General features: G+C 68.8%; 26 protein-coding genes and 1 tRNA gene. 12 read left to right on the top strand and 15 right to left on the bottom strand.

Annotation, left to right across the window (positions count from 1 at the left end; genetic code table 11):
* The 3 genes from ACESK8_RS03245 (at position 1) to ACESK8_RS03235 (ending at position 3,155) form a co-directional block, all read left to right on the top strand.
* Positions 1-999 (top strand): Fpg/Nei family DNA glycosylase, encoded by a 999-nt coding sequence (locus ACESK8_RS03245; protein ID WP_372967231.1) that lies wholly within the window; start codon positions 1-3, stop codon positions 997-999.
* Between the two features lie 21 nt (positions 1,000-1,020).
* Entirely contained in the window at positions 1,021-1,662 is a 642-nt protein-coding gene (locus ACESK8_RS03240; protein ID WP_372967230.1) for an FMN-binding negative transcriptional regulator, read from the top strand.
* 68 nt (positions 1,663-1,730) lie between these two features.
* Positions 1,731-3,155, top strand: coding sequence for an amidohydrolase (locus ACESK8_RS03235; RefSeq protein ID WP_372967288.1), 1,425 nt, complete (start codon positions 1,731-1,733; stop codon positions 3,153-3,155).
* 92 nt (positions 3,156-3,247) lie between these two features.
* Here ACESK8_RS03235 and ACESK8_RS03230 read toward each other — a convergent pair whose 3' ends face one another.
* Entirely contained in the window at positions 3,248-3,733 is a 486-nt protein-coding gene (locus ACESK8_RS03230; protein WP_060925928.1) for a Dps family protein, read from the bottom strand.
* Between the two features lie 140 nt (positions 3,734-3,873).
* On the opposite strand from ACESK8_RS03230, the gene ACESK8_RS03225 reads away from it, so the two are divergent.
* A complete protein-coding gene (locus tag ACESK8_RS03225; RefSeq protein ID WP_372967229.1) occupies positions 3,874-4,410 on the top strand; it encodes a gamma carbonic anhydrase family protein in 537 nt (178 codons plus the stop codon).
* Between the two features lie 29 nt (positions 4,411-4,439).
* Positions 4,440-4,513: transfer RNA gene (locus ACESK8_RS03220), tRNA-Ile, on the top strand.
* A 17-nt stretch (positions 4,514-4,530) separates the two neighbouring features.
* Here the strand turns inward: ACESK8_RS03220 and ACESK8_RS03215 are convergent.
* The gene (locus ACESK8_RS03215) at positions 4,531-5,220 is read right to left on the bottom strand and encodes a GntR family transcriptional regulator (protein ID WP_372967228.1); all 690 of its coding nucleotides are present in this window, start codon (positions 5,218-5,220) and stop codon (positions 4,531-4,533) included.
* Positions 5,221-5,457: 237 nt separating this feature from the next.
* Complete coding sequence (locus ACESK8_RS03210) at positions 5,458-5,889, bottom strand: DUF6855 family protein (RefSeq protein ID WP_372967227.1); 432 nt, start codon at positions 5,887-5,889, stop codon at positions 5,458-5,460.
* A gap of 148 nt (positions 5,890-6,037) precedes the next feature.
* Here ACESK8_RS03210 and ACESK8_RS03205 point away from each other — a divergent pair, with 148 nt between their 5' ends.
* Positions 6,038-6,367 (top strand): hypothetical protein, encoded by a 330-nt coding sequence (locus ACESK8_RS03205; protein ID WP_372967226.1) that lies wholly within the window; start codon positions 6,038-6,040, stop codon positions 6,365-6,367.
* Positions 6,364-6,945, top strand: coding sequence for a hypothetical protein (locus ACESK8_RS03200; RefSeq protein WP_372967225.1), 582 nt, complete (start codon positions 6,364-6,366; stop codon positions 6,943-6,945). Before ACESK8_RS03205 ends, ACESK8_RS03200 begins: the two co-directional genes overlap by 4 nt.
* 60 nt (positions 6,946-7,005) lie before the next feature.
* Here the strand turns inward: ACESK8_RS03200 and ACESK8_RS03195 are convergent, their stop codons facing one another.
* The 10 genes from ACESK8_RS03195 to ACESK8_RS03150 all read right to left on the bottom strand — a co-directional run bounded on the left by ACESK8_RS03195 (position 7,006) and on the right by ACESK8_RS03150 (position 16,246).
* Positions 7,006-8,556, bottom strand: coding sequence for a hydantoinase/oxoprolinase N-terminal domain-containing protein (locus ACESK8_RS03195; protein ID WP_372967224.1), 1,551 nt, complete (start codon positions 8,554-8,556; stop codon positions 7,006-7,008).
* Positions 8,553-9,677, bottom strand: a complete 1,125-nt coding sequence (locus ACESK8_RS03190) for a DUF917 domain-containing protein (RefSeq protein WP_372967223.1) — start codon at positions 9,675-9,677, stop codon at positions 8,553-8,555. Before ACESK8_RS03190 ends, ACESK8_RS03195 begins: the two co-directional genes overlap by 4 nt.
* Entirely contained in the window at positions 9,674-10,993 is a 1,320-nt protein-coding gene (locus tag ACESK8_RS03185; protein WP_372967222.1) for a cytosine permease, read from the bottom strand. Before ACESK8_RS03185 ends, ACESK8_RS03190 begins: the two co-directional genes overlap by 4 nt.
* A gap of 161 nt (positions 10,994-11,154) precedes the next feature.
* On the bottom strand, positions 11,155-11,733 hold the full coding sequence (locus ACESK8_RS03180) for a TetR/AcrR family transcriptional regulator (RefSeq protein ID WP_372967221.1): 579 nt from the start codon (positions 11,731-11,733) through the stop codon (positions 11,155-11,157).
* A gap of 95 nt (positions 11,734-11,828) precedes the next feature.
* Entirely contained in the window at positions 11,829-12,413 is a 585-nt protein-coding gene (locus ACESK8_RS03175; protein ID WP_372967220.1) for a hypothetical protein, read from the bottom strand.
* Positions 12,410-13,240: an endonuclease/exonuclease/phosphatase family protein gene (locus ACESK8_RS03170; protein WP_372967219.1), complete on the bottom strand. Its 831-nt coding sequence runs from the start codon at positions 13,238-13,240 to the stop codon at positions 12,410-12,412. Before ACESK8_RS03170 ends, ACESK8_RS03175 begins: the two co-directional genes overlap by 4 nt.
* A gap of 11 nt (positions 13,241-13,251) precedes the next feature.
* Positions 13,252-14,082, bottom strand: a complete 831-nt coding sequence (locus ACESK8_RS03165) for a glycosyltransferase family 2 protein (RefSeq protein WP_372967218.1) — start codon at positions 14,080-14,082, stop codon at positions 13,252-13,254.
* Between the two features lie 79 nt (positions 14,083-14,161).
* Entirely contained in the window at positions 14,162-14,491 is a 330-nt protein-coding gene (locus ACESK8_RS03160; RefSeq protein ID WP_372967217.1) for a hypothetical protein, read from the bottom strand.
* Positions 14,492-14,577: 86 nt separating this feature from the next.
* A complete protein-coding gene (locus ACESK8_RS03155) occupies positions 14,578-15,513 on the bottom strand; it encodes a helix-turn-helix transcriptional regulator (RefSeq protein WP_372967216.1) in 936 nt (311 codons plus the stop codon).
* Entirely contained in the window at positions 15,494-16,246 is a 753-nt protein-coding gene (locus tag ACESK8_RS03150) for an exonuclease domain-containing protein (RefSeq protein WP_372967215.1), read from the bottom strand. Before ACESK8_RS03150 ends, ACESK8_RS03155 begins: the two co-directional genes overlap by 20 nt.
* Before the next feature lie 80 nt (positions 16,247-16,326).
* Between ACESK8_RS03150 and ACESK8_RS03145 the strand changes: the two genes are divergently transcribed.
* Entirely contained in the window at positions 16,327-17,226 is a 900-nt protein-coding gene (locus ACESK8_RS03145; RefSeq protein WP_372967214.1) for an alpha/beta fold hydrolase, read from the top strand.
* On the opposite strand, the gene ACESK8_RS03140 is transcribed toward ACESK8_RS03145, so the two are convergent.
* Positions 17,198-17,671 carry an Lrp/AsnC family transcriptional regulator gene (locus ACESK8_RS03140; protein WP_060925938.1) on the bottom strand — a complete coding sequence of 158 codons (474 nt, stop codon included), beginning with the start codon at positions 17,669-17,671 and terminating at the stop codon, positions 17,198-17,200. The genes ACESK8_RS03145 and ACESK8_RS03140 overlap by 29 nt on opposite strands.
* A 168-nt stretch (positions 17,672-17,839) precedes the next feature.
* Here ACESK8_RS03140 and pdhA point away from each other — a divergent pair, with 168 nt between their 5' ends.
* From pdhA to ACESK8_RS03125, 3 genes are read left to right on the top strand one after another with little or no spacing between them, the layout of a single operon-like run.
* Positions 17,840-18,955, top strand: coding sequence for a pyruvate dehydrogenase (acetyl-transferring) E1 component subunit alpha (gene pdhA, locus ACESK8_RS03135; RefSeq protein ID WP_372967287.1), 1,116 nt, complete (start codon positions 17,840-17,842; stop codon positions 18,953-18,955).
* 2 nt (positions 18,956-18,957) lie between these two features.
* Positions 18,958-19,968, top strand: coding sequence for an alpha-ketoacid dehydrogenase subunit beta (locus tag ACESK8_RS03130; RefSeq protein ID WP_372967286.1), 1,011 nt, complete (start codon positions 18,958-18,960; stop codon positions 19,966-19,968).
* Positions 19,965-21,359 (top strand): dihydrolipoamide acetyltransferase family protein, encoded by a 1,395-nt coding sequence (locus ACESK8_RS03125; protein WP_372967213.1) that lies wholly within the window; start codon positions 19,965-19,967, stop codon positions 21,357-21,359. Before ACESK8_RS03130 ends, ACESK8_RS03125 begins: the two co-directional genes overlap by 4 nt.
* Here ACESK8_RS03125 and ACESK8_RS03120 read toward each other — a convergent pair.
* Entirely contained in the window at positions 21,352-21,945 is a 594-nt protein-coding gene (locus ACESK8_RS03120) for a TetR/AcrR family transcriptional regulator (RefSeq protein ID WP_372967212.1), read from the bottom strand. The two genes, ACESK8_RS03125 and ACESK8_RS03120, sit on opposite strands and share 8 nt — an antisense overlap.
* Before the next feature lie 112 nt (positions 21,946-22,057).
* Between ACESK8_RS03120 and ACESK8_RS03115 the strand changes: the two genes are divergently transcribed.
* The gene (locus ACESK8_RS03115; RefSeq protein WP_372967211.1) at positions 22,058-23,611 is read left to right on the top strand and encodes a carboxyl transferase domain-containing protein; all 1,554 of its coding nucleotides are present in this window, start codon (positions 22,058-22,060) and stop codon (positions 23,609-23,611) included.
* Positions 23,612-23,613 lie beyond the last annotated feature (2 nt).

The following is a 23,613-nucleotide window of genomic DNA, read 5'->3' as shown; positions in this document are numbered from 1 at the left end:
ATGCCCGAGGGGCATTCGGTCCACCGGATCGCGCGACAGTTCGATCGGAACTTCGTCGGCAAGGTGATGTCCGCCTCCAGCCCGCAGGGCCGATTCGCCGAGGGTGCAGCCGTGCTCGACGGGCGAGAGGCGATGAGCGTGCATGCCGTCGGCAAGCAGATGTTCCTCGAAGCCGAGGGCGACATCTGGCTGCGCGTGCACCTCGGGCTTTACGGGGCCTGGGATTTCGCGGGAGAGATCCTGGTCGACCCGACGATCGCCTCGGCCAACGGTCGGATGGGACAGACGAACCAGCGCGGAACCGTCGTCGACGATGAGATCCTCGACGACGCCGGCGAGAACTCGCTCTCCTCGATCGGGGCACCGCGTCGCACGCGCGTCCATGTGCGCATGTCGGAGCAGACCAAAGGACTCGCCGACGAAGGGGCCGAGTGGCCGCCGCCTGTCGTGGGGCAGGTGCGCCTGCGCCTGATGACCGACATCACCGCGGCCGACCTGCGCGGCCCGACGGCCTGCGTCCTCCAGACGACGGACGAGATGCTGGCCAGCGTCGCGAAGCTCGGCCCTGACCCGCTCGTCGGCGACCCGGTGCAGAACGAGGAACGATTCGTCCAGGCCGTGCGCAAGAAGCCGACGGTGATCGCGCTCCTCCTGATGGACCAGGCCGTCGTGAGCGGCATCGGCAACGTGTACCGCGCCGAGATGCTGTTCCGACAGCGGCTCAATCCGCACACGCCGGGACGGGACGTGCCGGAAGATGTCGTGCGCGCCCTCTGGCACGACTGGGTCCGGCTGCTCGCCATCGGGGTCGAGACCGGCCAGATGATGACGATGGACGACCTCTCAGCCGAGGCCTACCGCGCGGCGATGGCGAGTCGCGACGATCGGCACTGGGTCTATCACCGTGCCGGTCTGCCGTGCCGGGTGTGCGGCACGGAGATCGCGCTCGAGGAGATCGGCGCCCGCAAGCTCTACTGGTGTCCGCGCTGCCAGGCGTGACCCTGCGCATAGGCTGAGAGGATGCGTCAGAACCCCAGTTTCACGCTTGCGGATGTGACCGAGATCCGCCGGACCATCGACAGCAATCCGTGGGCGACGATCGTCAGTGCCGGTGAGGACGGACTCGTGTCCTCGCACTACGCGGTGCTGCTCGACGAGAGCCGCGACGACCTCACGATCGTCGGGCACGTCGGGCGACCGGACGACCTCATCCACGGCCTGGGGGAGCGTGAGCTCCTCGTCGTCTTCCAGGGTCCCCACGGCTATGTGTCGCCCGGCTGGTATGGCGACGTGCAAGCGGTCCCGACCTGGAACTACATCGCCGTGCACCTGTCCGGCGTCCCCGAGATCCTCAGCGACGACGAGAACCTCGCCGTGCTCGATCGTCTCGTCGATCGGTTCGAGGGTCGACTGCCCGAGCCTCGGCGGATGTGGGAGCGACCCAATGATCCCGCACTCGTCAGCCGCCTCGCCGCGGGGACGGTCGGGTTCCGGCTGACGCCCACACGTGTGGTCGCGAAGCGCAAACTCAGCCAGAACAAGCCCGCCGAGACGGTCGACACCGTGATCGCCGCGCTCGAGGGCGACGGCCCGTACGCCCAGCCCGCCCTTGCGGCCGAGATGCGTCGTGCCAGGGACGCCCGCCCGGGAGCAGGGCGGTGACCGAGATCGGCGGCGTGGTCGGCACGCTGAAGGCGGTGCGGATCTCGGGCCCCGGCAGCGAGTTCCTCATGGACGACGAGCCCGTCGACGTGTTCATCGAGGACGGGCGGATCAGCGACATCGCCCCCGTCGGCGCGCTGCCTTCGCGAGGCGAGGTGCTCGACGGGCAGGGCGCGTGGGCGATCCCCGGGCTCTGGGACAATCACGTGCACACCGTCCAGTGGGCGCTCGCGACCGAGCGGGTCGCACTGGGGGGCGCGGCGTCGGCTGCTGAGGCGGCCGGAATCATGGCGGCCGCCGCGCCGCTGCCGGACGGTCGCAAGGTCGGCAGTGGCTTCCGCGATGCGCTGTGGCCCGACGCGCCCAGCCTCGACCTGATCGATGCGGCGACCGGATCGGTGCCCACGTATCTCATCAACGCAGACGTGCACAGCACCTGGCTGAACTCCGCCGCGCTTCGGCTCGAAGGGTTCGCGAGTCCGGACGGGATGCTGCGCGAGCAGGATGCGTTCGAGATCTCCCGACGACTGAACGACGTCGACCCCGCTCGTCAGGACAGCGCCGTCGCGGCCGCAGGGCAGCGTGCGGCGTCCCGCGGGGTCACCGGCCTCGTCGACTTCGACATGGGATGGAACGCCGACGCCTGGCCGCGGCGCATCGCCGCGGGCTTCGCGTCTCATCGCGTGGAGTTCGCGATCTATCCGTTCGACCTGCAGCGCGCGATCGGCGCCGGACTGCAGACGGGTGAGCTGCACCAGGACCCTGATTCTCCCGAGGCAGGCCGTGGCCTGATCCGAGTGGGGCCGTTGAAGGTGATCAGCGACGGGTCGCTCGGCACGCGGACTGCGGCGTGCTCGCATCCCTATCCCGGCGATCCGCAGAACTTCGGCGTCCTCACGGTGCCGCCGGCGGAGCTGTCCGAGCTGCTGACGACCGCTGCAGGCGCCGGGCTCGCGGTGGCAGTGCATGCGATCGGCGACCGTGCGGTGACGGCCGCGCTCGACGCGTTCACCCTCTCTGGCGCGGTCGGGACGATCGAGCACGCGCAGCTGGTCCGGCACGCGGACCTCGCCCGCTTCGCGCGGCTCGGGGTCATCGCGAGCGTCCAGCCTCAGCACGCGCTCGACGACCGCGACATCGTCGGGCGGCACTGGGAGGGGCAGACGTCGATCGGGTACCCGCTGGGCGCGCTGCGGGATGCCGGTGTCGAGCTGCGGTTCGGGTCGGATGCTCCGGTCGCGGCCCTCGATCCGTGGCAGGCGATGGCTGCCGCCGTGACCCGCACCGATGACGAGCGTGAGCCGTGGCACCCCGAGGAGCGACTCACTCGCGCTCAGGCACTCCAGGCGAGCGTGCGGACGGCGCTGCGTCCGGGGGAGCCCGCGGACATCGCACTGTGCGGATCCGATCCGCTCGCGGCATCCGGAGCGGCATTGCGGGCGATGCCGGTGGTGGCGACGCTGGTCGACGGCCGGGTCACTCACACGGTCTGAGCGCCGGGCGGACCCGACTCACGGCCTCGCAGACCGGCTGACACGACGAAGGGCACCGGGCGGACCCGGTGCCCTTCGTCGGTGAAAGATCGTCAGGCTGCGATGTGCGACACGAGGAACCAGCGGTCCTTCTCGAGGCCGCGCATGATCTCGATCGCGACGTCCTGGCTCGTGAGGTCGACCTCGTCGAGTCCGTCGATCGCGGCCTTCACGTCGACCAGGATCGTGTCGATGTCGGAGATCACGGCGCGCACGAGCTCGTCGGACTGGGTGAAGCCGGCGGGCACGGAGCTAGCGCCACCCTTGGCAGCGACGGCCGAGATGCGGGCGTCGATCGGAAGACCCAGAGCGACGATGCGCTCGGCTGCCGTGTCGGCGAAGTCACCGGCGTGGGCGACGATCGTGTCGAGCAGCTCGTGGACACCGACGAAGTTGGCTCCGCGGACGTGCCAGTGAGCCTGCTTGCCGTTGACGGTGAGCGCCTGGAGTCCGAGGACGACGGGGGAGAGGAACTGTGCCGCTGCAGCTGCCACGGTCGGGTCGCTGGCGGTGGTGGAAACGGTCTGTGCCTTGCTCATCTTGACTCCTCCGGAGTGGTCTCTTCGTACCTGATGAACACAACGCTACTCAGCTCAGAACATTCCGCAAGCAAGCGAAGGCTCGGCTTAGTGGCCCGGAATCACGCGGGAATCCGGGGGCGTGAGGGTAGTCTCGCCTCATGAGCATCGCCGCCGGAGCATCCGTCCTCGCCCTTCAGGGAAAGACCCCGTCGATCTCCGAAGCCACATTCGTCGCCGACGGCGCACGCATCATCGGAGACGTCTCGCTGGCTGCAGGATCGAGCGTCTGGTACAACGCCGTCCTGCGCGGCGATTCGGCAGCCATCGTGATCGGCCCTGGCAGCAACGTGCAGGACAACGTCTCGGTGCACGTCGACTCCGGCCATCCCGTCCGAGTGGGGGCGAAGGTCTCGATCGGCCACAACGCCGTGGTGCACGGCTGCACGATCGGCGACGGCTCGCTCATCGGCATGGGTGCGGTGATCCTGAGCGGTGCGGTGATCGGATCCGGGTGTCTGATCGCCGGTGGTGCGGTCGTCCTCGGGGGTACCGAGGTACCGGACGGATCGCTGGTGGCCGGTGTACCGGCGCAGGTGCGCCGCGCGCTGAGCGACGAGGAGCGCGCAGGACTCATCGCGAACGCCGACATCTACCTGCAGCACCTGCGTACGCACGCCGACGCGAAGCCGGTCTGACCGGCGGCGCCCGATAGGCTGGTGCTCACGGGGCGGTGGCCAAGCTGGTTAAGGCAGTGGGCTCATAACCCAACGATCGCGGGTTCAAGTCCCGCCCGCCCTACTCGAAATCCCCTGAACTCACGGGGTTCTCCGGCCGTTCTCCGGTGCACGCGCGAGGGTGAGATGGACGGCGCGGGCAGTATTCACGGCGAGGTCCCTGTCGCCGGAACGGAGGGCGTCTCCGAGGGATCGGAGGTGCTGAGCGGTGTGCCTGCTCGAGTCGGCGTCGTGGGTCCCGGCGCGAAGGGCCCGCGCGAGAGCGAACGTGGTTTCGCCGAGGATGGTGCGGTGCACGGACGAGCCGCCGTGTACGAGCAGGTAGTCGTACAGAGTCAGGTAGGAGCGCGTGAAGCGCTCGGGTTCATTGACGCAGCGTGCCACCTCGTCCACGATGCTCGCGGCGTGCATGCGGATCGACTCCTCGCGGTTCGCCATGACGGCATCGATCAGGGCGACGACCTGGGTTCCGGCGAACGCGTACCAGTCCTGGACATCCTGCGCGGTCAGCGGTGTCACACGCGTGAACCGCCCGGGGGAGAACTCGACCAGTCCGATCCGCTCCAGTCGTTGCAGCCCTTCCCTGACAGGTGTCCGAGACACTCCCAACTCGTCGCCGATGATGCGGTCCTCGATCGGGACTCCGGGCGGCATCACTCCCTCCGCGATCTGCGCGCCGACGTGTCGGAAGACGATCGACGAGAGCGCGGCGCCCGTGGGGTGCATCGTCAGCGTTCTCGCGGTGTCTGTGCGGCTGCCGGTCCACGTCATCGGCGGGATCCCTTCTGAATGGCGACGACGAGCCGTCTCAACAGATCGCGGGTCCCGTGGGCCGGGCCACGGTCGTTCCTCGTTCTGAGCGTCGTTACCACTGTGTTCCTTCTTCCGGCGTTCCCGTGGGTACGACGGGTCCCATCTCTCAAGACACCGGGAAGACCGATATATGACGCGACAGCGGATTCTCATCGCCGGAGCGGTGTCCCTCAGTGACGCTCTCGGCGACGCTCGCTAGCCGGCACTCGGGATGGCTCTGACACGGTTGCCGCGGGCATTGTGTTCGAGTTCGACGAGCCCCAGCGCCTCGAGGAGAGGAGGAAGGTACATGCCGAACCGGCCGCGGTATCCCTTGCGCTGTCCGTACCACCCGCCGACGGGATTGTCCGCTGCGCGCCCCCATGCCTCGACGGTTCCCGGGACCGGGTCCTTCTTCTCGTCCGCCGCACCGAGCGTGACCCAGTCCCCGCGGCTCAGCAACTCAGCATGGAGATCGTCGACGGCGCGAGCGAGGTAGGTGAGCTTCGTCGAACCGACCCGACAGATCAGCAGCGCCGGGTCGCTCTCATCATCACGGTGGATCTTGTAGGTCGAGGACAGGGGTGGGGTCTTCAGAGTCCACGGATCTTTCGCTGTCCCTGTTCCGGCCCAGAGCTGTTCGGTCATCGCACAACCTTCGTCATCCGACGGGCGCGGCTGCGTCCGTCTTCCATGTGCAAGACGTCGTTGCGCGTCTTTCGTGACGCGTGAGCTGTGAATCCCGGTGATAAGGCGTCACGATCCGGTTGGTCGCGAGTTTCTCGTGAGAGGGGGCATGATGAATCAACTGGACACCGCGGCAGCACTCGCGTCGCTGATCGCGTTCGCAGCACTGGCCGCTGCGCTCGGTCTCACTCACCGGAGCGCTGACGACCCGAACGGTCGCTGGACGGCACGAGCGTTCTCGTTCGTCGCGTTGCCCATCGGCATCCTCGCGATGGTCATCGAGATGGTCTGGCGCTCGACGGATGGGATCGCATTCATCGCGAGCGCCGGCGTCTCGCTCGGGCTCATCATCGCCGAGGCCGGGATGCCGCTGGTCGCAGGTGTCGCGTGCGGTCTTGCGCCGACGCTTCCGACCACGCGACGGGCGGAGGAGCCATGACCAGCCCGATCCAGGCAGCGCCAGTAGACGGGGCCGCCCAGCCCGCACCCGACACGATCGCGCGCGTCCCGCCAGGGACCCGCTCCCACACGGTATGGGTCTGGTCGATCATCGGGGCGATGGCCGTCAGCATCATCCCCGTCGTATGGTTCTCCGTCGAGATGCCAGGCGCCATGATCGAGTTCATGAGGGCTCTGCCTGTCGACGGCGGGACTCCGGATATCGAACGAGTGCTGGTGGCGGAGCTGAAGCTCGCCCTCGCTCCCTGGTACTGGTTCCCCATGCTCATGGCCTGGACGATCATCGGAGCCTCCATATGGTTCGCTGCCATGGACATGCGAACTCTCGCGCGGCGCGGCTTCGTCAAGCCGTTCCACTGGGGGTGGATGTTCCTCGCGACGCCCGTCTACATCATCGGGCGGCATGTCGTGATCCGGCAGCGTGGTGGCCAGGGCGCAGGCCCGCTCATCGCGATGATCGCGACGGAGATCGTGCTCCTGTTCCTCAACCTGTTGTTGAGCGCGTTCCTCATGGCGCGCCTCGTCGCCGAGCTCGACCCGTTCGTGTCGTCGATCTGAGCCGTCTGACGGGCGTGTCGGGTGTGGTCGCGACCTCGAGGATGGGTGGCCGCCTGCATTTCACCGATCCTGGAGTCGCCCGACCGCCCGTGCTCTGATCAGCACCGCTGACCCGTCGGAGTATGCAGCGGGCAGCTCTTCGATGGCGACGAGCTCGATCGTCTGGGGGTCGGCGCCGGCCAGGCGTGCTCGTTCGATCGCCTCGGCCGCCGCGTCCTCCCTGGCTGCGCGTCGCTCGATATCGGGCACGTGGTAGATCTTCTCGACCTGACCCGCGATGTCTCCGAGGGCTGCACCCACTGCGTTCGCAGCACCGAAGTGATCCGGTCGGATGAGAGCCCCGACGCCTTCGAGTGACGTCGGCGCGATGATCCCGCCGCCACCGACGAGGATGACGGGCACCGGCGCGGCACTGGGCTTCATCCGGTCGATCGAGTCCTCGAGAAGCGCGCGCATCGCCTGCCAGGCGGGGGCCCCGATGCCGTCGGGCAGCGTCGGCGGCGTGAGGCCGTCGATCGAGGCGTCGCCGACGGCGAGAGCGATGTCGGTGGCGGTCGTGGTGCCTCCTCCGAACGCGAGCCCTTCCCGAGCGAGACGGAACCCGACGCTGTCCGGTCCGAGGACCACTCCGTCATCGGACCGGCGGACGACCGTGCCACCGCCGAGCCCGACCGAGAGCACATCGGGCATGCGGAAGTTGGTCCGGATCCCACCGATCTCCACCGCGTGAGCGGACTGGCGAGGGAAGCCGTCGACGAGCACACCGATGTCCGTCGTGGTTCCGCCGATGTCGACGACGAGCGCATCGGTCAGTCCGGAGAGATGCGCCGCGCCGCGGATCGAGTTCGTCGGGCCGCAACCGATCGTGAGCACCGGGAACTCCAGCGCATACTCGAGCTGCATGAGCGTGCCGTCGTTCTGCCCGAAGTAGGGCATCGCTGTGATGCCGCGGTCACGAAGCGCGGTGACGAAGCCGTTCGCCATGCGGGTGAGCGTCTGCATGAGTGCCGCGTTGAGCACCGTCGCATTCTCCCGCTCGAGGAGACCGAGTGAGCCGATTCGCGCCGAGCGTGAGACGGGCACACCCAGTTCCTGCGACACGATCAAGGCGACCCGCTCCTCTTGGCTCTCGTCGACCGGAGCGAAGACGCCGACGACGGCGACCGCGTCGACACTGCCCGCCATCCGGGCGCAGGCGGCACGGACGGCGGCTTCGTGGAGCGGCGCGATGCTCCGACCGTCCACCTCGAATCCTCCGGCGATGATGTAGGCGTGCTCGCCGATCGCGCGGCGCAGGTCGGTCGGCCATCCTTCGAGCGGAGGGACGGCGGTGGTGGCCGGTCCACCGAGTCGCAGGATGCCGACTCTGCCCAGGCCGCGGCGTTCGACGATCGCATTCGTGCAGTGCGTCGTGCCGAGCATGGCGTGTGCGACGAGCGCGGGATCGACGCCGGAGGCGGCGAGGACGGCATCGATCGCGTCCGCCACGCCCTCGCCGGTGTCGGGGGTGGTGGGGCGCTTGACGGATGCCACGACGGCGAGTTTCTCGTCGAGGATCACCGCGTCGGTGTTCGTGCCTCCGACGTCGATGCCGATTCGGTATGCGGTCATCGGGCGACCTCTCCTTCTCTGCGGGCAGCGAGGTGCTCGATCGGCACCCATTCCGCGTCGTAGCCGAAGTGCGAGGGACCCGCGGTCTTCAGGCCCATCTCGGTGCGCCACTTCTCATCGCAGGGAATGCCCACCACGGCCACACGTGCGCCGTAACGCAGTGATTCGGTCGTGATCGGGACACCCGTCGCGAGATCGAGTACGGCGATGAGGTCGGGGGTGACGGCGGCGAGGATCCCATCGCGCCGCCCGAGCAGCATCTCGTTCTGGAAATCGAGCCGGAAAGAACTCCCTCTGTCGGTACCGACGCCGTCCAGCTCCGCGGCTCCTCGGGTGAAGCCGCCCTCGACCGCTCGCTGCAGATCCGACACCTTGCCGTCGAACAGACGAACCGCATCGAGGTCCGCGCAGAGTGCGGCGATGCGCTCGTCGTCCCGGAGCGCGCGACCATCCGAGCCGTGCCCGCGCAGAACCCTGCCGATGCGCTTCGCGAGGGTGAGCGTGCCGGGGATCGCGCACTCTCGAACGACGGCACCGCCGTAGGCATAATCGATCATGGTGGCGCCTCCTCCCATCTCGACGGTGACGGCCCGTGCCAGGCGCTCGGACCAGGCCCCATCGACGGGCCGGCTCACGACCTCGTTCCCGTGGTGGTCGACGAGCACGGTCGTGCCAGGGCCGTATCCCGCCAGATGGAACGTCACCATCTGCGCCTCGGGGAATGCGCGACCCATCGCGTCGCCGTCGACGACCGGGAGCCCGGCGAGTGCGGCCGCCGCGATCGGGATCATCGAATTGCCGCCCCCGACCTCGATCGGCATCAGGGCGGTCGGAGTGCGTCCCACGGCGCGCTCGATGGCGTCGAGCGCGCCGAGGAGCTCAGACTCGGCTTGAATGCGCTCCACGCTCACCGACGGCGATCCGATGCCTCCGATCGGCACGACGAAGTCGTCGTCGGTGAGCTCATCGACGGCGCGGAGCGCAACCGGACCGTGCAGGCGGATGAGTCGCTTCGCCATGAGGGAGCCGACGTGCGGGTCGCCGCCGCCACCGGTGCCGAGGACCGCCGCGCCCAGCGCGATCTCGTCGATGTCGGCCTCGGTCACGACTGCCCGGGTCACGCGGATACCTCATCCGGCAGGGAGGAGACGCTCCGGGTCCGATCGCGGCGATGACGGAGCGGCAGGAGCACGAGGTAGAGCACGAACCCGACGATCAGTCCGTCGAGCGCGGAGATGGACGTCAGGGTGAACCAGCCGAAGCCGGGGCCGGCGGAGGGGTCTGTCGTGGCGACTGCGGCGAGGATGCCGCCCGCCCACGAGGCGATCGACCATCCGTCCACCGTGGGAACCGTCGCTCCTTGGGTCCATCGCGCCGACTTGCGGCCGGCGAAGAACGCCGCCAGGTACACACCCCCATAGGGAGCGATCACGGTGCCGATGACGAGGATGAACTGGACGAAGTAGTCTGCTGCGCCGATCACTCCGACGATGATGCCGATCGCGCCGAGCACGATGGTCACGGTTCGACGGTTCAGCCGCTCGCTGATCGAGGCGAAGGCGAGTCCTGCCGAGTAGATGTTGCTGGTGTTGGTGGTCCACTGGGCCAGGATCAGGACGATGACCGCGACCCCTCCCAGGCCCAGCGCGAAGAAGATCGCCATCAGCTCGGTGCCGTTCATGACGCGGGCGAGCAGGATGGCGACGACGAGGATGATCGAGTTCCCGAAGAAGAAGCCCACGAAGCCCGCGATCATCGCCTGCTTCGGAGTTCGCGCCCAGCGCGCCATGTCGGGAGCGAGCACCACGCCGAGGATGAAGATGCCCATGACGAGTGAGACTGCGGCGCCGAACGTGAAGGTCGCCTCGACCGGGGCCTGCAGACCTGTCGGACCGTTCGTGACGAACGCCACGACGACGCCGGCGACGAGCAGCGCGAGCAGCAGCGGGACGGCCAGGCTGCTGAGTCGATTGATCGATCGGTAGCCCCAGAACGCCGTGATCGCCATGAGTATCCCGCCGATCGCGCTGAACACCTGAACGGGAGCGTCGATGCCGGTGAACTCCACGAAGGCGATCTGGGCGTTCATCCCGAAGAAACCTGCCTGGACGGCGAACCAGCCCACGAGGCTGACCGAGATCGCCAAGGCCAGCACAGCGCCCCCGATCTTGCCGAACACGGCGCGGGAGATCATGGCCGTCGACAGGCCCGTCGAGGCCCCCACGTACGCGCAGGCCATCGCGAGGAGTCCGAGCAGCAGTGAGCCGAGCATCGTCGCCCCGATCGCGGGCCAGAAGGACATGCCGGATGCGAGTTCGATGCCGAGGAATGCCCCGGACAGGTCGATCCCGATCGCGATCCAGATGGCGGCGATGGACAGCCACCCCTTGCGCTGGTCGCGGGGCACGACGCCGTGCTCGTAGTCGGAGGTTTCCATGGTCTTCTTCCTTGACGGTGGTCTGCCCTCGTCCGTCGGGGACGGTTGCAAGAGCGAGACGGTGGCGGGTTCGGTACGGCGGGGGCGTGCGACGGGTGAGACGCCCCGACTGGGCACCGTCATGGGTGGTGACGGGATCGAGTCCTGCTCGGAGTGAGCGCTCAGGGGGAGAGGAGTGCGGAGAGGTAGGCCCACGCTCTGTCGAAGCGCTCGCGATACAGGTCCGGGGCATAGTGCGTGAGCTGGAGGAAGAGTCCGTCCAGGATGACGAACATCACGGCGACGAAGCCCTCCGCATCGCCCGCAGCGAAGGCGCCCTGCGCGACTCCGTCGACGTAGGTCCTACGGACGGCAGCAGCCAGCGTCGACTCCGAATCCAGGAAGATCTCACGCAGGTGCGAGCCGCCGGGGCCGAACTCGGTGACGGCGGCACGAAGGCTGAACTCGGCCAGATCGGGGCGCTCTCGGTAGTACGCCTCGATACCGCCGAGCAGGTGGCGGAGTCGCTCGAGGGGAGCCAGCGAGTCGCTGGAGCGCACGAGTTCGTCGAAGAACTCGGTGTGCTCGACGATGACCTCCGCATACACGGCCTCGTACAGCGCCTCCTTGCTCGGAAAGTGCGCGTACAGGGAGGGCGTCTTGATGCCGACGGCCTCCGCGATCTCGCGCAGACTCGCCTCTGCATACCCGCGGCGTGCGAAGACCGCGCGGGCCTCGACCAGGATGGTCGCTCTGCTCATGAGTGCCACCTAACGATGATTAGTTAGGGGGAGGCTACCGCTCCCACGGCCGCCGCCGCAAGAGGCGCGATCGCCGAGAGAGCGTCGCGCTCGCATCACTCAGCTCGTCTGGTCCGCTCCACCTGCGTGCGCGACAGCAGGAGCCCCGCGAGCAGACCCCCGAGTCCGCCGAAGACCATGTCGCCGATGGTGTCCTGGTAGGTGACGAAGATGTCATCGCTGAGGTAGGCCTTGCCGAGCCATTCGACCATCTCCCACACGGCGCTGAGGGCGAGGGCGATCAGCGGCAGCAGAACGAGGGGCGTGCGTGCGCGGACCCGGTCACCGCTGGTGATCTGCACGACCTTCGTCCTGGTCAGGACCAGCGCGGCGACGATGGCGAGCATCCCTGTGCAGAGGAAGTGCAGGAGCAGATCCCAGCCCGCGACGCTCGTGTAGAGGCCGAAGACGTTGCTCCAGGCGGCGGCGAGCACGATCGCACAGGCCGCGGCATCGAAGCTGCCGCGCATGCCGAGCATGCGCGGCAGCATCAGCGCCGGGGTCGCGAGTGCGACGATCCCGGCGTCCGTCGGTCCCCACCAGATGGCGGCCACGACGACGCCGAGCAGGCCCAGCACGCGGAGGGCGTCCGCGATCCATTCCGCCACGGTGCGCGGGGGTCGCAGGAAGTCCGCTTTCACCGGACCTCCTCGGTGATCCGTACCAGTGCCTGCATCGGGAGGTGATCCGAAGGGCGGATGCCGTCCAGGGTCCGCGTGTTCATCCCGACTGCGCGCACGGCGACGTCGTCCGTCGCCAGGACTCCGTCGATCCGGCGACCGCGGAGCCGAGGCGGGTGACTTCCGACGAACGACCCCCATTCCGGCGTGAGATGCCGCTGCGCGGACGCCCACGAGTCGCTGGTTCCGCCGGAAGCGAGCAGCGCCCGCAGGGAGCGTGAGTGGAGCGCGGCGTTGAAGTCTCCGAGCACGAGCACGGGCAGGTCGATGCCGGCGATCAGGGCGGCGATCGCTTCAGCCGAGCGGCGGCGGGACCGGGCGGATAAGGGATCGAGGTGAGTGTTGATCACGACGAATCGTGCGCCGGTGACGCTGTCGCTGAACTCGGCGCGCACGAGCGTACGCGGGATCAGATTTCCCCAGGTGCGCGAACCCGGCACCTCGGGGTGATCCGAGAGCGCTCGCTGCTCCCATGATTCCACGCGCAGCCGCTGGGCGTCGTAGACCAGCGGGGTCCCTTCGCCCGTTCCTTCACGGCCTCGTCCGCGCCCGATCGCTCGGTGGTGCGGGCCGAGAGCGTCCATGACCACGCGCAGGGAGCGGGGGCGCGCCTCCTGCAGTCCCAGGACCGTGGGCCGTTCGATGCGGAGCACGTCGCGAACAGCCGAGGAGCGCACGCTCCAGCGCTCGGAGCGCGGAAGGAGCGGGCTGTCCATCGCGCGGCGGAGATTGAAGGACATCACGTGCAGGTCCGGTGGTTCCGTCGCACCGATCACCGGGCTGCTCACCGCAGGGCTGCTCACCGGATGTCCGCTCGGATGCGTCGGCGTCCGACTCTGCGGGCGATCAGCCGCCGCCACCGGAACGGAGGGAAGTCGTGCGGCCAGTGGACGACCACGCTTCGGAAGCCACGGTGCACGCGGCGACCGAACCGGCCAGACGTGAACGGCCGCATCGACATCCCCATGGCCGTCCCTGGGAGGAGGGCGATGCGGTGCTCCGCGCCCAGATGGAAGGCGAGATCGAGATCGTCGTGCATCTCGGGGTCGCGATGCACCTCGTCGCGAACGGCGTGCCATGCTTCGCGACGGAAGGCCAGGTTCGACCCGAAGAGGGGTGGGTGCCCGAGTGTGACCCCCATCAGCGTCGTGTACGCGCCGAGGTAGAGCCGGGCGAGCGGCACGCGCAGCGCCGGCGGACCATCGGTGAACCGCGCCCGACCGGTGATGGCGGATACTCCGGCATCCTCCGCGAATGCGGTGGTGATCGTCTCCACCCAGGCCGGGTCGGGCTCGCAGTCGGCATCCAGTCGGAGGATCAGGTCTCCGACCGCGGCGTCGTATCCGGTAGCCGCCGCTGCCGAGATGCCGGGATCGGCGCAGAACAGCACGCGCGCACCGGCATCGCGCGCCACGGCGGCCGACGCATCCGAGGAGCCGTTGTCGACGACGATGATCTCATCCGGAGGTCGTTGCTGGGCGTGCAGCCGCCGAAGGCACCGGGCGAGAAGCTGCGAGTCGTCCTTGACAGGGATGACGACGGACGTGGTCAGGATGCCGGGCTGCGATGGCGCGGCGCTCGCGTCTGCGGCAGCGCCTCGCTCGCCGTCTCCGCCCGCTCGTCCTGTCATCCCCATCATCGTCCCATCGCTTCGCAGGATGTCACGAGGGACTTGACACCGCATGCCCGCTCAGGCACGGAGCGCGTGATCAGCCGGCGTCAGCGCCCTCGAGCTCGGACGACTCGATCAGCTCGTCGACCAGCATGATCCCGCCACTCGAGTTCGCCGAATGCGCCAGGGTCTCGATCCATCGACGGCTGAGTTCCGGCGCCTCCACGTCGTCGAACACGAACCGCAGCGGGATGGACGGATGCAGCCAGACCGTCGAGCGTCCTTCGGACTCGCCGTCCGGATGCTTCCAGCTCAGCGTGAAGCTCTCGTTCCGGCGCAGCTTCGTGGCGACGACGACCTTGAGGTGCGCGAGCGCACGATCGTCGATATGGATCGGCTCCGAGCCGCCGTAATAGAGAGAACCCATGACTCGGAATCTATGCCGCTCCACAGCGGGTGAGTCACCGTGTGGGCAGGACGCGCGTCGCATGCGAACAGGTTGTTCGCATGGTGTCATCTCCGGTGCTTGGATGCCGTCACAGAAGGAAGCACGCCGAAGCTCTCCCGGTAGGCGGCGGCGAAGCGGGACGGGTGCGAGAACCCCCACCGTCGGGCGATCGCCGAGACCGTCGCGGGGGCGCCTGAGCGGAGGTCTCGGTGTGCTCCGTCCAGCCGCGCCTGCCTGAGCGATTCGGCCGGTGTCGCATCGAGTGCGCGCCGGAAGGCGTACTGCAGCCCGCGGGTCGAGATGTGCACCGCCGCTGCCACGTCGTCGACCGTGATCGGGCGGTGGGCGTTCTCGGCGATGTAGGTCAGCGCGCGGCGCACGGTCGCCGGCGCGGGCGCCGCTTGGACCGGTCGATGCCGCTCGAGGCGATCGGTGACCGCGAAGGCGGCCAGGGTCGTCGCGGCGGCGTGGCGGGCCAGTTCAGCACGCAGAAGCGCGTCCAGGTCGTCGTCGTCGAGCGCCAGTGAGCTCTGCTCGACATACGCGAACATCCGATCCCATGCGGCCGCAGCATGTGCGGAGCGCGGCGAGAGGTCATTCACGCGAACAGACAGGGAGTCGTCTCCGCTGATCCGCCGGGCCTGCTGCTCCAACGCCTTGCGCTCGAAGACCAGGGCCGTCACTCGCGCGCCGCCTTCCCAGTGCGCGTGCACCCGTTGACCCTCCGAGATCCAGGGGCGACGCGCGTCGAGGTCGCCGCGATCGGAGTACACGCGCGCCTCGGGACCATCGACCCGGCAGACGAGGAGCTGTTCCTGGGGTGCCGCGGTCGAGCGCACCTCGGCGGCCAGGTCGTAGCGCACCATGCTCACCCCACCGAGATCCGCTGAGTGCCAGTCGAAGAGGAAGCTCGTCGGATCGACGTCGTGCAGCACTGCCGACGGGACGAACTGCTTCCAGGTGCTCTCGACGCGGGTGATGTCACGAGTTCGGAATCGCATGCGGGTCGGCTCCCTCCTGTGTGCGGTGACGACGGACCGGCCAGGTGCCGTCGAGGCGCTCCTCCGGCTCCAGACGCCCGATCCGGATGAAATACTCCGTGAGGCTCTCGGCCTGGGACCGAGCCCACCCGATCTGACGGGTGTGGAGCTCGGCCAATGTGTCTGGCAGCGTGAACTGTCTCGCGAGTGCCTGCGCCACCCGACCGGCCGCGACCGCATCGGCGGCAGCCTCGTGCGCATCGTCCAGACGTACCGCGTACAGGGCTGCGACCGCCTGCAGGGTGCGTTTGCCCGGACGGTACCGGTCGTAGGCCTTGTCGATGACGTGCGGATCGATGATCGGCGAGGGGTTCTCCAGGGGAGCCACTCCGTGGCGGCGGGCCTCGTGCGCCAGAAGCGAGAAGTCATAGGCCGCGTTGTACGCGACGATCGGCACCCCCTGCGACAGCAGCGAGCGCAGGGCCGACGTGACCTGGCCGACGACCTCAGCACCGGGACGCCCGAGGCGACGCGCATGCTGCGTTGTCACCCCGTCCACGGCCGTGGCTCCGGCAGGGATGTCGATCCCCGGATCCGCGAGCCAATCACGTGCCGCGATCTCGCGGCCTTCGGCATCGAGCAGACCGACATGGGCGGTCACGACGCGATCCTGCTCCACATCGACTCCGGTGGTCTCCAGGTCGAAGACGCCGACGCGAGTGGTCCAGGGAGGGGAAGCGGGAGCCGGCGGCATGGTTTCACCGTAGAACGGGGCGCCGACATCCGCTCGCAGGGACACGGGGACGGCACATCCCGTGACCATAGACTTGCCCCATGTCCGTTCCCTCGCCGTACGCCGACCGCCTCAGCCGTCTGCCGGTCGTGCGCCACGACGTCGAGGTCAGGGGCGGCGTCACCGCCTACTGGGAGTACGGTCAGGAGGATTCCGAGGTCACCGTGATCGCCGTGCACGGATTCCGAGGCGAGCATCACGGGCTCGAGTCGGTGCTCGCGTTCCTTCCGGAGGTGCGTGTGATCGCCCCCGACCTCCCCGGCTTCGGAGAGACGGCTCCCGTGCCTGGGCGCACGTACGACCTGGCCGAGTACGTCGCCTGGCTCACCGAGTTCGCGGATGTCGTGGCGCCGGGCGCCGTCATCCTCGGGCACTCCTTCGGTTCGATCGTCACCTCCGCCGCGGTGGCCGGCGGTCTCGCGACACCTCGTCTGATCCTCATCAACCCGATCGGAGCGCCGGCGCTCGAGGGCCCGAAGGGTCTGATGACGCGGCTCGCGGTCCTGTACTACTCGCTGGGGGCCCGGCTCCCCGAGCGTGCGGGTACCGCACTCCTGCGCAACCGCCTGATCGTCCGGATCATGAGCATCGCGATGGCGAAGACGTCCGACCCGGACATCCGCCGATTCATCCATGACCAGCACGACACCTACTTCTCGCGCTTCGCCGATCGCGACGTGCTGCGCGACGCCTTCGTCGCGAGCGTGTCACACGACGTGAGCGAGTTCGCGGCGTCGATCTCGACGCCGACACTTCTCATCGCGGCACAGCGCGACGACATCACGCCCATCGAGGTGGAGCGCGAGCTGGTGACGCGCTTCGACGACGGCACCCTCGTCGAGATCGCCCACGTCGGGCACCTGATCCACTACGAGACCCCCGCCGAGGCGGCAGGCGCCGTTCGCCGCTTCCTCAGGATTCCCGTCGCGCGAGGCCGATGAGCCCTGCGACGCGGAACGGGATGACCTCGCCCATCGCGAGAGAGGTCTCGGTGCGCTCGACCCCGTCGATCGAGAGGATGCGCGCGTCCGTGTCGAACAGGTGACGGGCGTCGCGACAGGCGACGCGTGCGAGCAGATCGATCGATCCGCTGAGTCCGTGCGCCTGCACGACCTCGGGGATGCGGGCGAGCTCGTTGATGATCCTGGGCAGCTCCGTCTGCCGCACGCCGATGCTCACGAACGCCTGCAGCGGGAAGCCGAGGACGTCGGTGGAGAACGAGCGCTCGTAAGAGAGGAAGACCCCGGTCTGCTCCAACCTGGTCATCCGCGCCTGGATCGTGTTGCGCGACAGCCCCAGATTCTCCGCGAGAGCGACGATGGTCACGCGCGGATCGTCGGCGAGGGCTGCGAGCAGTTCCAGATCGATGCGGTCAAGTCCGGCCATAGTGCCAAACGATAGCAGGGCCAGGATGCCCTGGATTGGGCAACATGCTCAAGCGGTGCGCGATTGCTTGAGCGAGGTGATGAGCGGACGTACCCTCGAGTTAACCGGCGATGATGCCGGGGCCGAGCGTAGAACCCGTGACGACGGCCACGAACGAGGAGGACGATGATGTCACCGCAGATCACCCCGATCGCCGACACCGTGCAGGATCTCGAACTCGCCGAGCGCATCCTCACCCCGGACGGCACCCGCGTCGCGAACCCGCAGCTCGACCCCTTCGTCGACGACGTCGATCCCGCGCAGCTCCGTGCGCTGCACCGGGACATGGTCATCCTCCGCAGGATCGACTCGGAGGGCGTCGCCCTCCAGCGTCAGGGGCAGCTCGGGCTCTGGGCCCCCTGTCAGGGCCAGGAGGCCACCCAGATCGGCACGGCCCGCGCGATCGCCGCGAACGACTACGTCTTCCCCAGCTACCGCGAGACGGGCGTGATCTACGCCCGGGGCGCCCAGCCCGGTGACTACGTGCGGATGTGGCGCGGCGAGGAGGGTGCAGGTCACGATCCGGCGGCGCTGCGCGTGGCGCCGCTGCAGATCATCATCGGCGCCCAGACGCTCCATGCCGTCGGCTATGCCCTCGGCATCCGTCACGAGGGCGCCGACGAGGTCGCCGTCACGTACTTCGGCGACGGAGCGACGAGCCAGGGCGATGTGAACGAGGCGATGATCTTCGCCTCCTCGTACCAGGCACCCGTGGTGTTCGTGTGCCAGAACAACCATTGGGCGATCTCCGAGCCCGTGTCGGTGCAGTCGCAGTATCCGATCGCCGGCCGCGCTCCGGGATTCGGCATCCCGAGCATGCGCGTCGACGGCAACGACGTGCTGGCGTGTCTCGCGGCGATGCGCTGGGCGCTCGCGCACGCTCGCAGTGGCAAGGGACCCGCCTACCTCGAAGCGGTCACCTATCGGATGGGACCGCACACGACGGCGGACGATCCGACCCGTTACCGCAAGGAGGAGGAGCTGGAGGCCTGGAAGCGACGGGATCCGATCGCACGCCTGGAGGCGCACCTGCGCGCGCTCGGAGAACTCAGTGACGAGCAGGTCGCCGAGACGCAGGCGGCGGCGGATGTCGTCGCCCGTGAGATGCGCGCGGAATGCCTCGCGATGGTCACGCGCCCGCCGCTCTCGGTGTTCGACGGGGTCTACGCCGAACCGCACACCGGGCTCGAGCGGCAGCGTGGCGAGTATGCCGCCTACGTCGCGTCCTTCGAGGGTGAGGCGTGACCGTGGCGGAGCTCACTCTCGGCAAGGCGCTCGGTGCCGGGCTGCGCCAGGCGATGCGCGACGATGACAGGGTCGTGCTCCTCGGTGAGGACATCGGCAAGCTCGGCGGCGTGTTCCGCATCACCGACGGGCTGCTCGACGAGTTCGGCGCCACGCGCGTCATCGACACCCCGCTCGCGGAGTCCGGCATCGTCGGCACCGCGGTCGGCCTCGCATTCCGCGGCTACCGGCCGGTCGTCGAGATCCAGTTCGACGGCTTCGTGTACCCGGCCTTCGACCAGATCGTCGCGCAGGTGGCGAAGCTGCACTACCGCACGCAGGGCCGCGTGAAGATGCCGATCACGATCCGCATCCCGTGGGCAGGGGGCATCGGCGCCGCGGAGCACCATTCCGAGTCGCCGGAGGCGTACTTCGTGCATACGGCGGGGCTCCGCGTGATCGCGGTGTCGAACCCGGAGGACGCCTACCGGAGCCTGCGGCAGGCGATCGCCTCCGATGACCCCGTGATCTTCTTCGAGCCCAAGCGGCTGTACCACCACAAGGGGGAGGTCGACCTGGATGCTCCGCTGGCGGACGCGGCGCCGATGGGGCTCGCCCGCGTCGTCCGCGAGGGAGGGGACGCGACGCTCATCACCTATGGCGCCATGGTCTCGACGGCGCTCCAGGCGGCGGAGGCCGCCCAGGACGAGGGCACCTCGCTCGAGGTCATCGATCTTCGGTCCTTGTCTCCGGTGGACTACGACACCGTCGCGGCGTCCGTGCGCAAGACCGGCCGAGTCGTCGTCGCCCACGAGGCGTCGCGCGAGGCCGGCGTGGCGGCCGAGGTCATCGCCAGCATCACCGAGCGGTGCTTCGAATACCTGGAATCGGCGCCGCTGCGGGTGACGGGGCACGACGTGCCCTACCCGCCGGCGAAGCTCGAGAAGTACCATCTGCCGGATCTGGATCGGCTCCTGGATGCCGTCGACCGGGTGCTCGATCGCCCGAACAGCCTGACGGGAGCAGAGGCATGAACGCCGAGTTCCGACTGCCCGACCTCGGCGAAGGGCTGACCGAGGCCGAGGTGATCCAGTGGATGGTGGCACCAGGGGATCAGGTCGCCCTGAACCAGACCCTCGCGGAGGTGGAGACGGCGAAGGCCGTGGTCGAGCTGCCCTCGCCGTACGAGGGGATCGTCGCGGCTCTCCACGCCGAGGCCGGCCAGACCGTGGCGGTCGGCGCTCCGCTCATCGAGTTCGACGTGGTCGGCTCGGAGACGCCGACGGTGGGGGTAGGGACCGGATCCGCCGTGACCGGGAGCGAGGAGAAGGCCCAGCCCAACCTCGTCGGCTACGGCGCGGCGCCCTCGGCATCCGGCCGTCCGGCGCGTCGCGCGCGGCGTCTCGGCGGCGGCTCGACCACGGCAGACACCGCCGTGCTCGAGGCCGCGCCGCATGACGCGTCTCCGTCACTCACCGTCGAGACGGTGGTCGAGCGTCCGCGGTCCACGCCGCCGGTTCGGGCCTACGCCAAGCGCCTCGGTATCGACCTCGTGCTCGTGGCCGCGTCCGTCGGCGACCGGGTGATCACCCGCGACGACATCGACGCGTACGCGGAGCGCGTCGGTGCGAGCCCCGAGCCGCGGGAGGCCACGAAGTCGGCCGCAGCTCCGGTTCCCCGCGAGCCGGCCTCTCTGAACGATCGGACGGCGGGGCAGGGCGACGCCAGGGAGACTCGGATCCCGATCCGAGGGGTCCGCAAGCACACCGCCGCCGCCATGGTCGAGAGCGCCTTCACCGCGCCGCACGTGACGGTCTTCCACACGGTCGACGTCACCGCGACGATGGAGCTGCTCTCGTCGTTCCGCGATGATCGAGCGCTGATGGATCATCGCATCGGCCCGCTCGCGGTCGTCGCCAAGGCCGTCTGCCTGGCGCTCGGCCGGACCCCCGGGCTCAACTCCCACTGGGATGAGGCAGCCGGGGAGATCGTCCAGTACCACTACGTCGACCTGGGGATCGCCGCGGCCACGGAACGCGGGCTGATCGTCCCGAACATCCGCGACGCCGAGAGGCTCACGCTCGTCGAGCTCGCCGATGCGCTGAAAGACCTCGCGGGAACGGCGAGGTCGGGCAAGACGTCACCGGCCGAACTCGCGGGCGGCACCTTCTCCATCTCGAACATCGGGGTCTTCGGAATCGACGCCGGCACGCCGATCCTGCCGCCGGGGCAGTCCGGCATCCTCGCCGTGGGTGCCGTCCGGCGGCAGCCGTGGGAGCATCGTGGCGAAATCGCCCTGCGTCAGATCATGACGCTGAGCCTGTCGTTCGACCACCGGCTCGTGGACGGTGCCGAAGGCGCGCGATTCCTCAAGGACGTGGCAGACGTGCTCCAGGAGCCGGGGCGGGCGATGCTGCTCAGGTAGTCGCCGTGAGCGCCGACTCCGCCATCGCGACGAGCACTGTCGCGGTGGCGGAGTGGCGTCTGGCCGCGGCTCGCGTGCTGTGCGGCGTGGAGTTGATGAGTCCGAAGCACGCCTGAACGCGCAGTCGCAGCTCGTCGGCATCCGCCTGGACGAGCGGGGCGAGGGTGGCGATCCAGAGCTCGATGTACGCCCGCTGCAGACGACGGACCTCGGCGTGGTCGCGAGCATCGAGGTGTGCGACGTCCCTGTCCTGCACGCGGATCACCTCGGCGTGCCCGAGCGCGAACTCGACGTGGAACTCGACGAGCGCCCGCATCCGCTCCGCCGCCGTCGCACCGTCTGAGGCGACTTTCGTCCCGCCGGTCACGAGATCGTCGCTGACCTTGACCAGCACGGCACCGAGCAGTGCCTGCTTGCCGGTGAAGTGTCGGTACACGGCGGGTCCGGAGACACCCACGGCAGCTCCGATGTCCTCGAGACTGACCCCGTTGTAACCGTGCTCGGCGAAGAGGCGGGCGGCCTCTCGGAGGATCGCGTCCGAGCGCTCTGCCTTGGCGCGATCTCGCGCCGTGACGGGGGTTGTCATCTCAGTTAATCCTCGCTAACCTGATGCAATCGGTTAGTGAACACTAACCGAAAGAGCATGCAGTGCGCCAGGGCGATGTCGCCCCGCGTCACGGGGTCGAGGAGGACGTCACATGCCGGCAACCCAGCGGTCTCTCGCGACGGAGCTGCGTGAGCGGCTCGCGACCGCCGCACAAGGGGGTCCTGCGGCCTCGCGGGAGCGCCACATCGGCCGGGGCAAGCTCCTGCCTCGCGACCGCGTCGCCCGGCTCCTCGACGAGGGCAGCCCGTTCATCGAGATCGCGCCGCTCGCCGCAGACGGCCTGTACGGGGGAGAGGCACCGGCCGCCGGTGTCATCGCCGGGATCGGGCTGGTGCACGGACGACATGTGATGGTCGTCTGCAACGACGCCACCGTCAAGGGCGGGACGTACTACCCGCTCACGGTGAAGAAGCACTTGAGGGCGCAGGAGATCGCCCTCGAGAACAGGCTTCCCTGCCTCTACCTCGTCGACTCGGGAGGCGCGTTCCTTCCCAAGCAGGACGAGGTCTTCCCGGATCGCGAGCACTTCGGACGGATCTTCTTCAATCAGGCGAGGATGTCGGCGGAGGGCATCCCACAGCTCGCCGCCGTGCTCGGCTCCTGCACGGCCGGCGGCGCGTACGTCCCCGCGATGAGCGACGAGACGGTGATCGTCCGGGGGCAGGGCACCATCTTCCTCGGTGGGCCGCCCCTGGTGAAGGCCGCCATCGGAGAGATCGTGTCAGCGGAGGACCTCGGCGGCGGCGAGCTGCATGCGCGCCGCAGCGGAGTCGTCGACCATCTCGCCGAGGACGACGAGCACGCGCTCGAGATTCTGCGCGACATCGTGGGCACGCTCCCCGCGCCGAGCACGCCTGCGTGGGAAGTGCACGACAGTCGGCCGCCGTCCGAGGCCGGCCCCCTGTATGACGTCGTGCCGGTCGACGTGAACGCCGCCTACGACGTGCACGAGGTCATCGTGCGTCTCATCGACCGGGACAGCTTCCGCGAGTTCAAAGCGGAGTACGGCACCACTCTGGTCACCGGGTTCGCGCGCCTGCACGGGCATCCCGTCGGGATCGTCGCGAACAACGGCGTCCTGTTCAGCGAATCGGCGCTGAAGGGCGCGCACTTCATCGAACTGTGCGATCAGCGCGGTATCCCGCTGCTGTTCCTGCAAAACATCACCGGCTTCATGGTCGGCTCCGACGCCGAGGCAGGCGGCATCGCCAAGGACGGCGCGAAGATGGTCACCGCCGTCGCGAGCACGAGGGTCCCCAAGCTCACCGTGATCATCGGGGGGTCCTTCGGTGCGGGCAACTACTCGATGTGCGGACGCGCCTACTCGCCGCGGTTCCTGTGGACCTGGCCGGCGAGTCGCATCTCGGTGATGGGCGGCGCCCAGGCGGCATCCGTCCTCGGCACCGTGAAGGACGACCAGCTCGCCGCCCGGGGCGAGGGATGGACCGCCGAGGAGCGGGCGGCGTTCGAGCAGCCGATCCGCGACCAGTACGAGACGCAGGGAGAGCCCTATTACGCCACCGCCCGGCTCTGGGACGACGGCATCATCGACCCCGCAGACACCCGCGACCTGCTCGGACTCGCCCTCGACGTGATCGCCCGCAGCCCTCTGCCCGAACCGCGGTTCGGCCTCTTCCGGATGTGACC

The sequence above is a fragment of the Microbacterium sp. genome (genome assembly GCF_041641055.1).
GTDB lineage: Bacteria > Actinomycetota > Actinomycetes > Actinomycetales > Microbacteriaceae > Microbacterium.
Note: the sequence above shows the minus strand (reverse complement) of the source record. Positions and strands in the feature narration are given on the sequence as shown.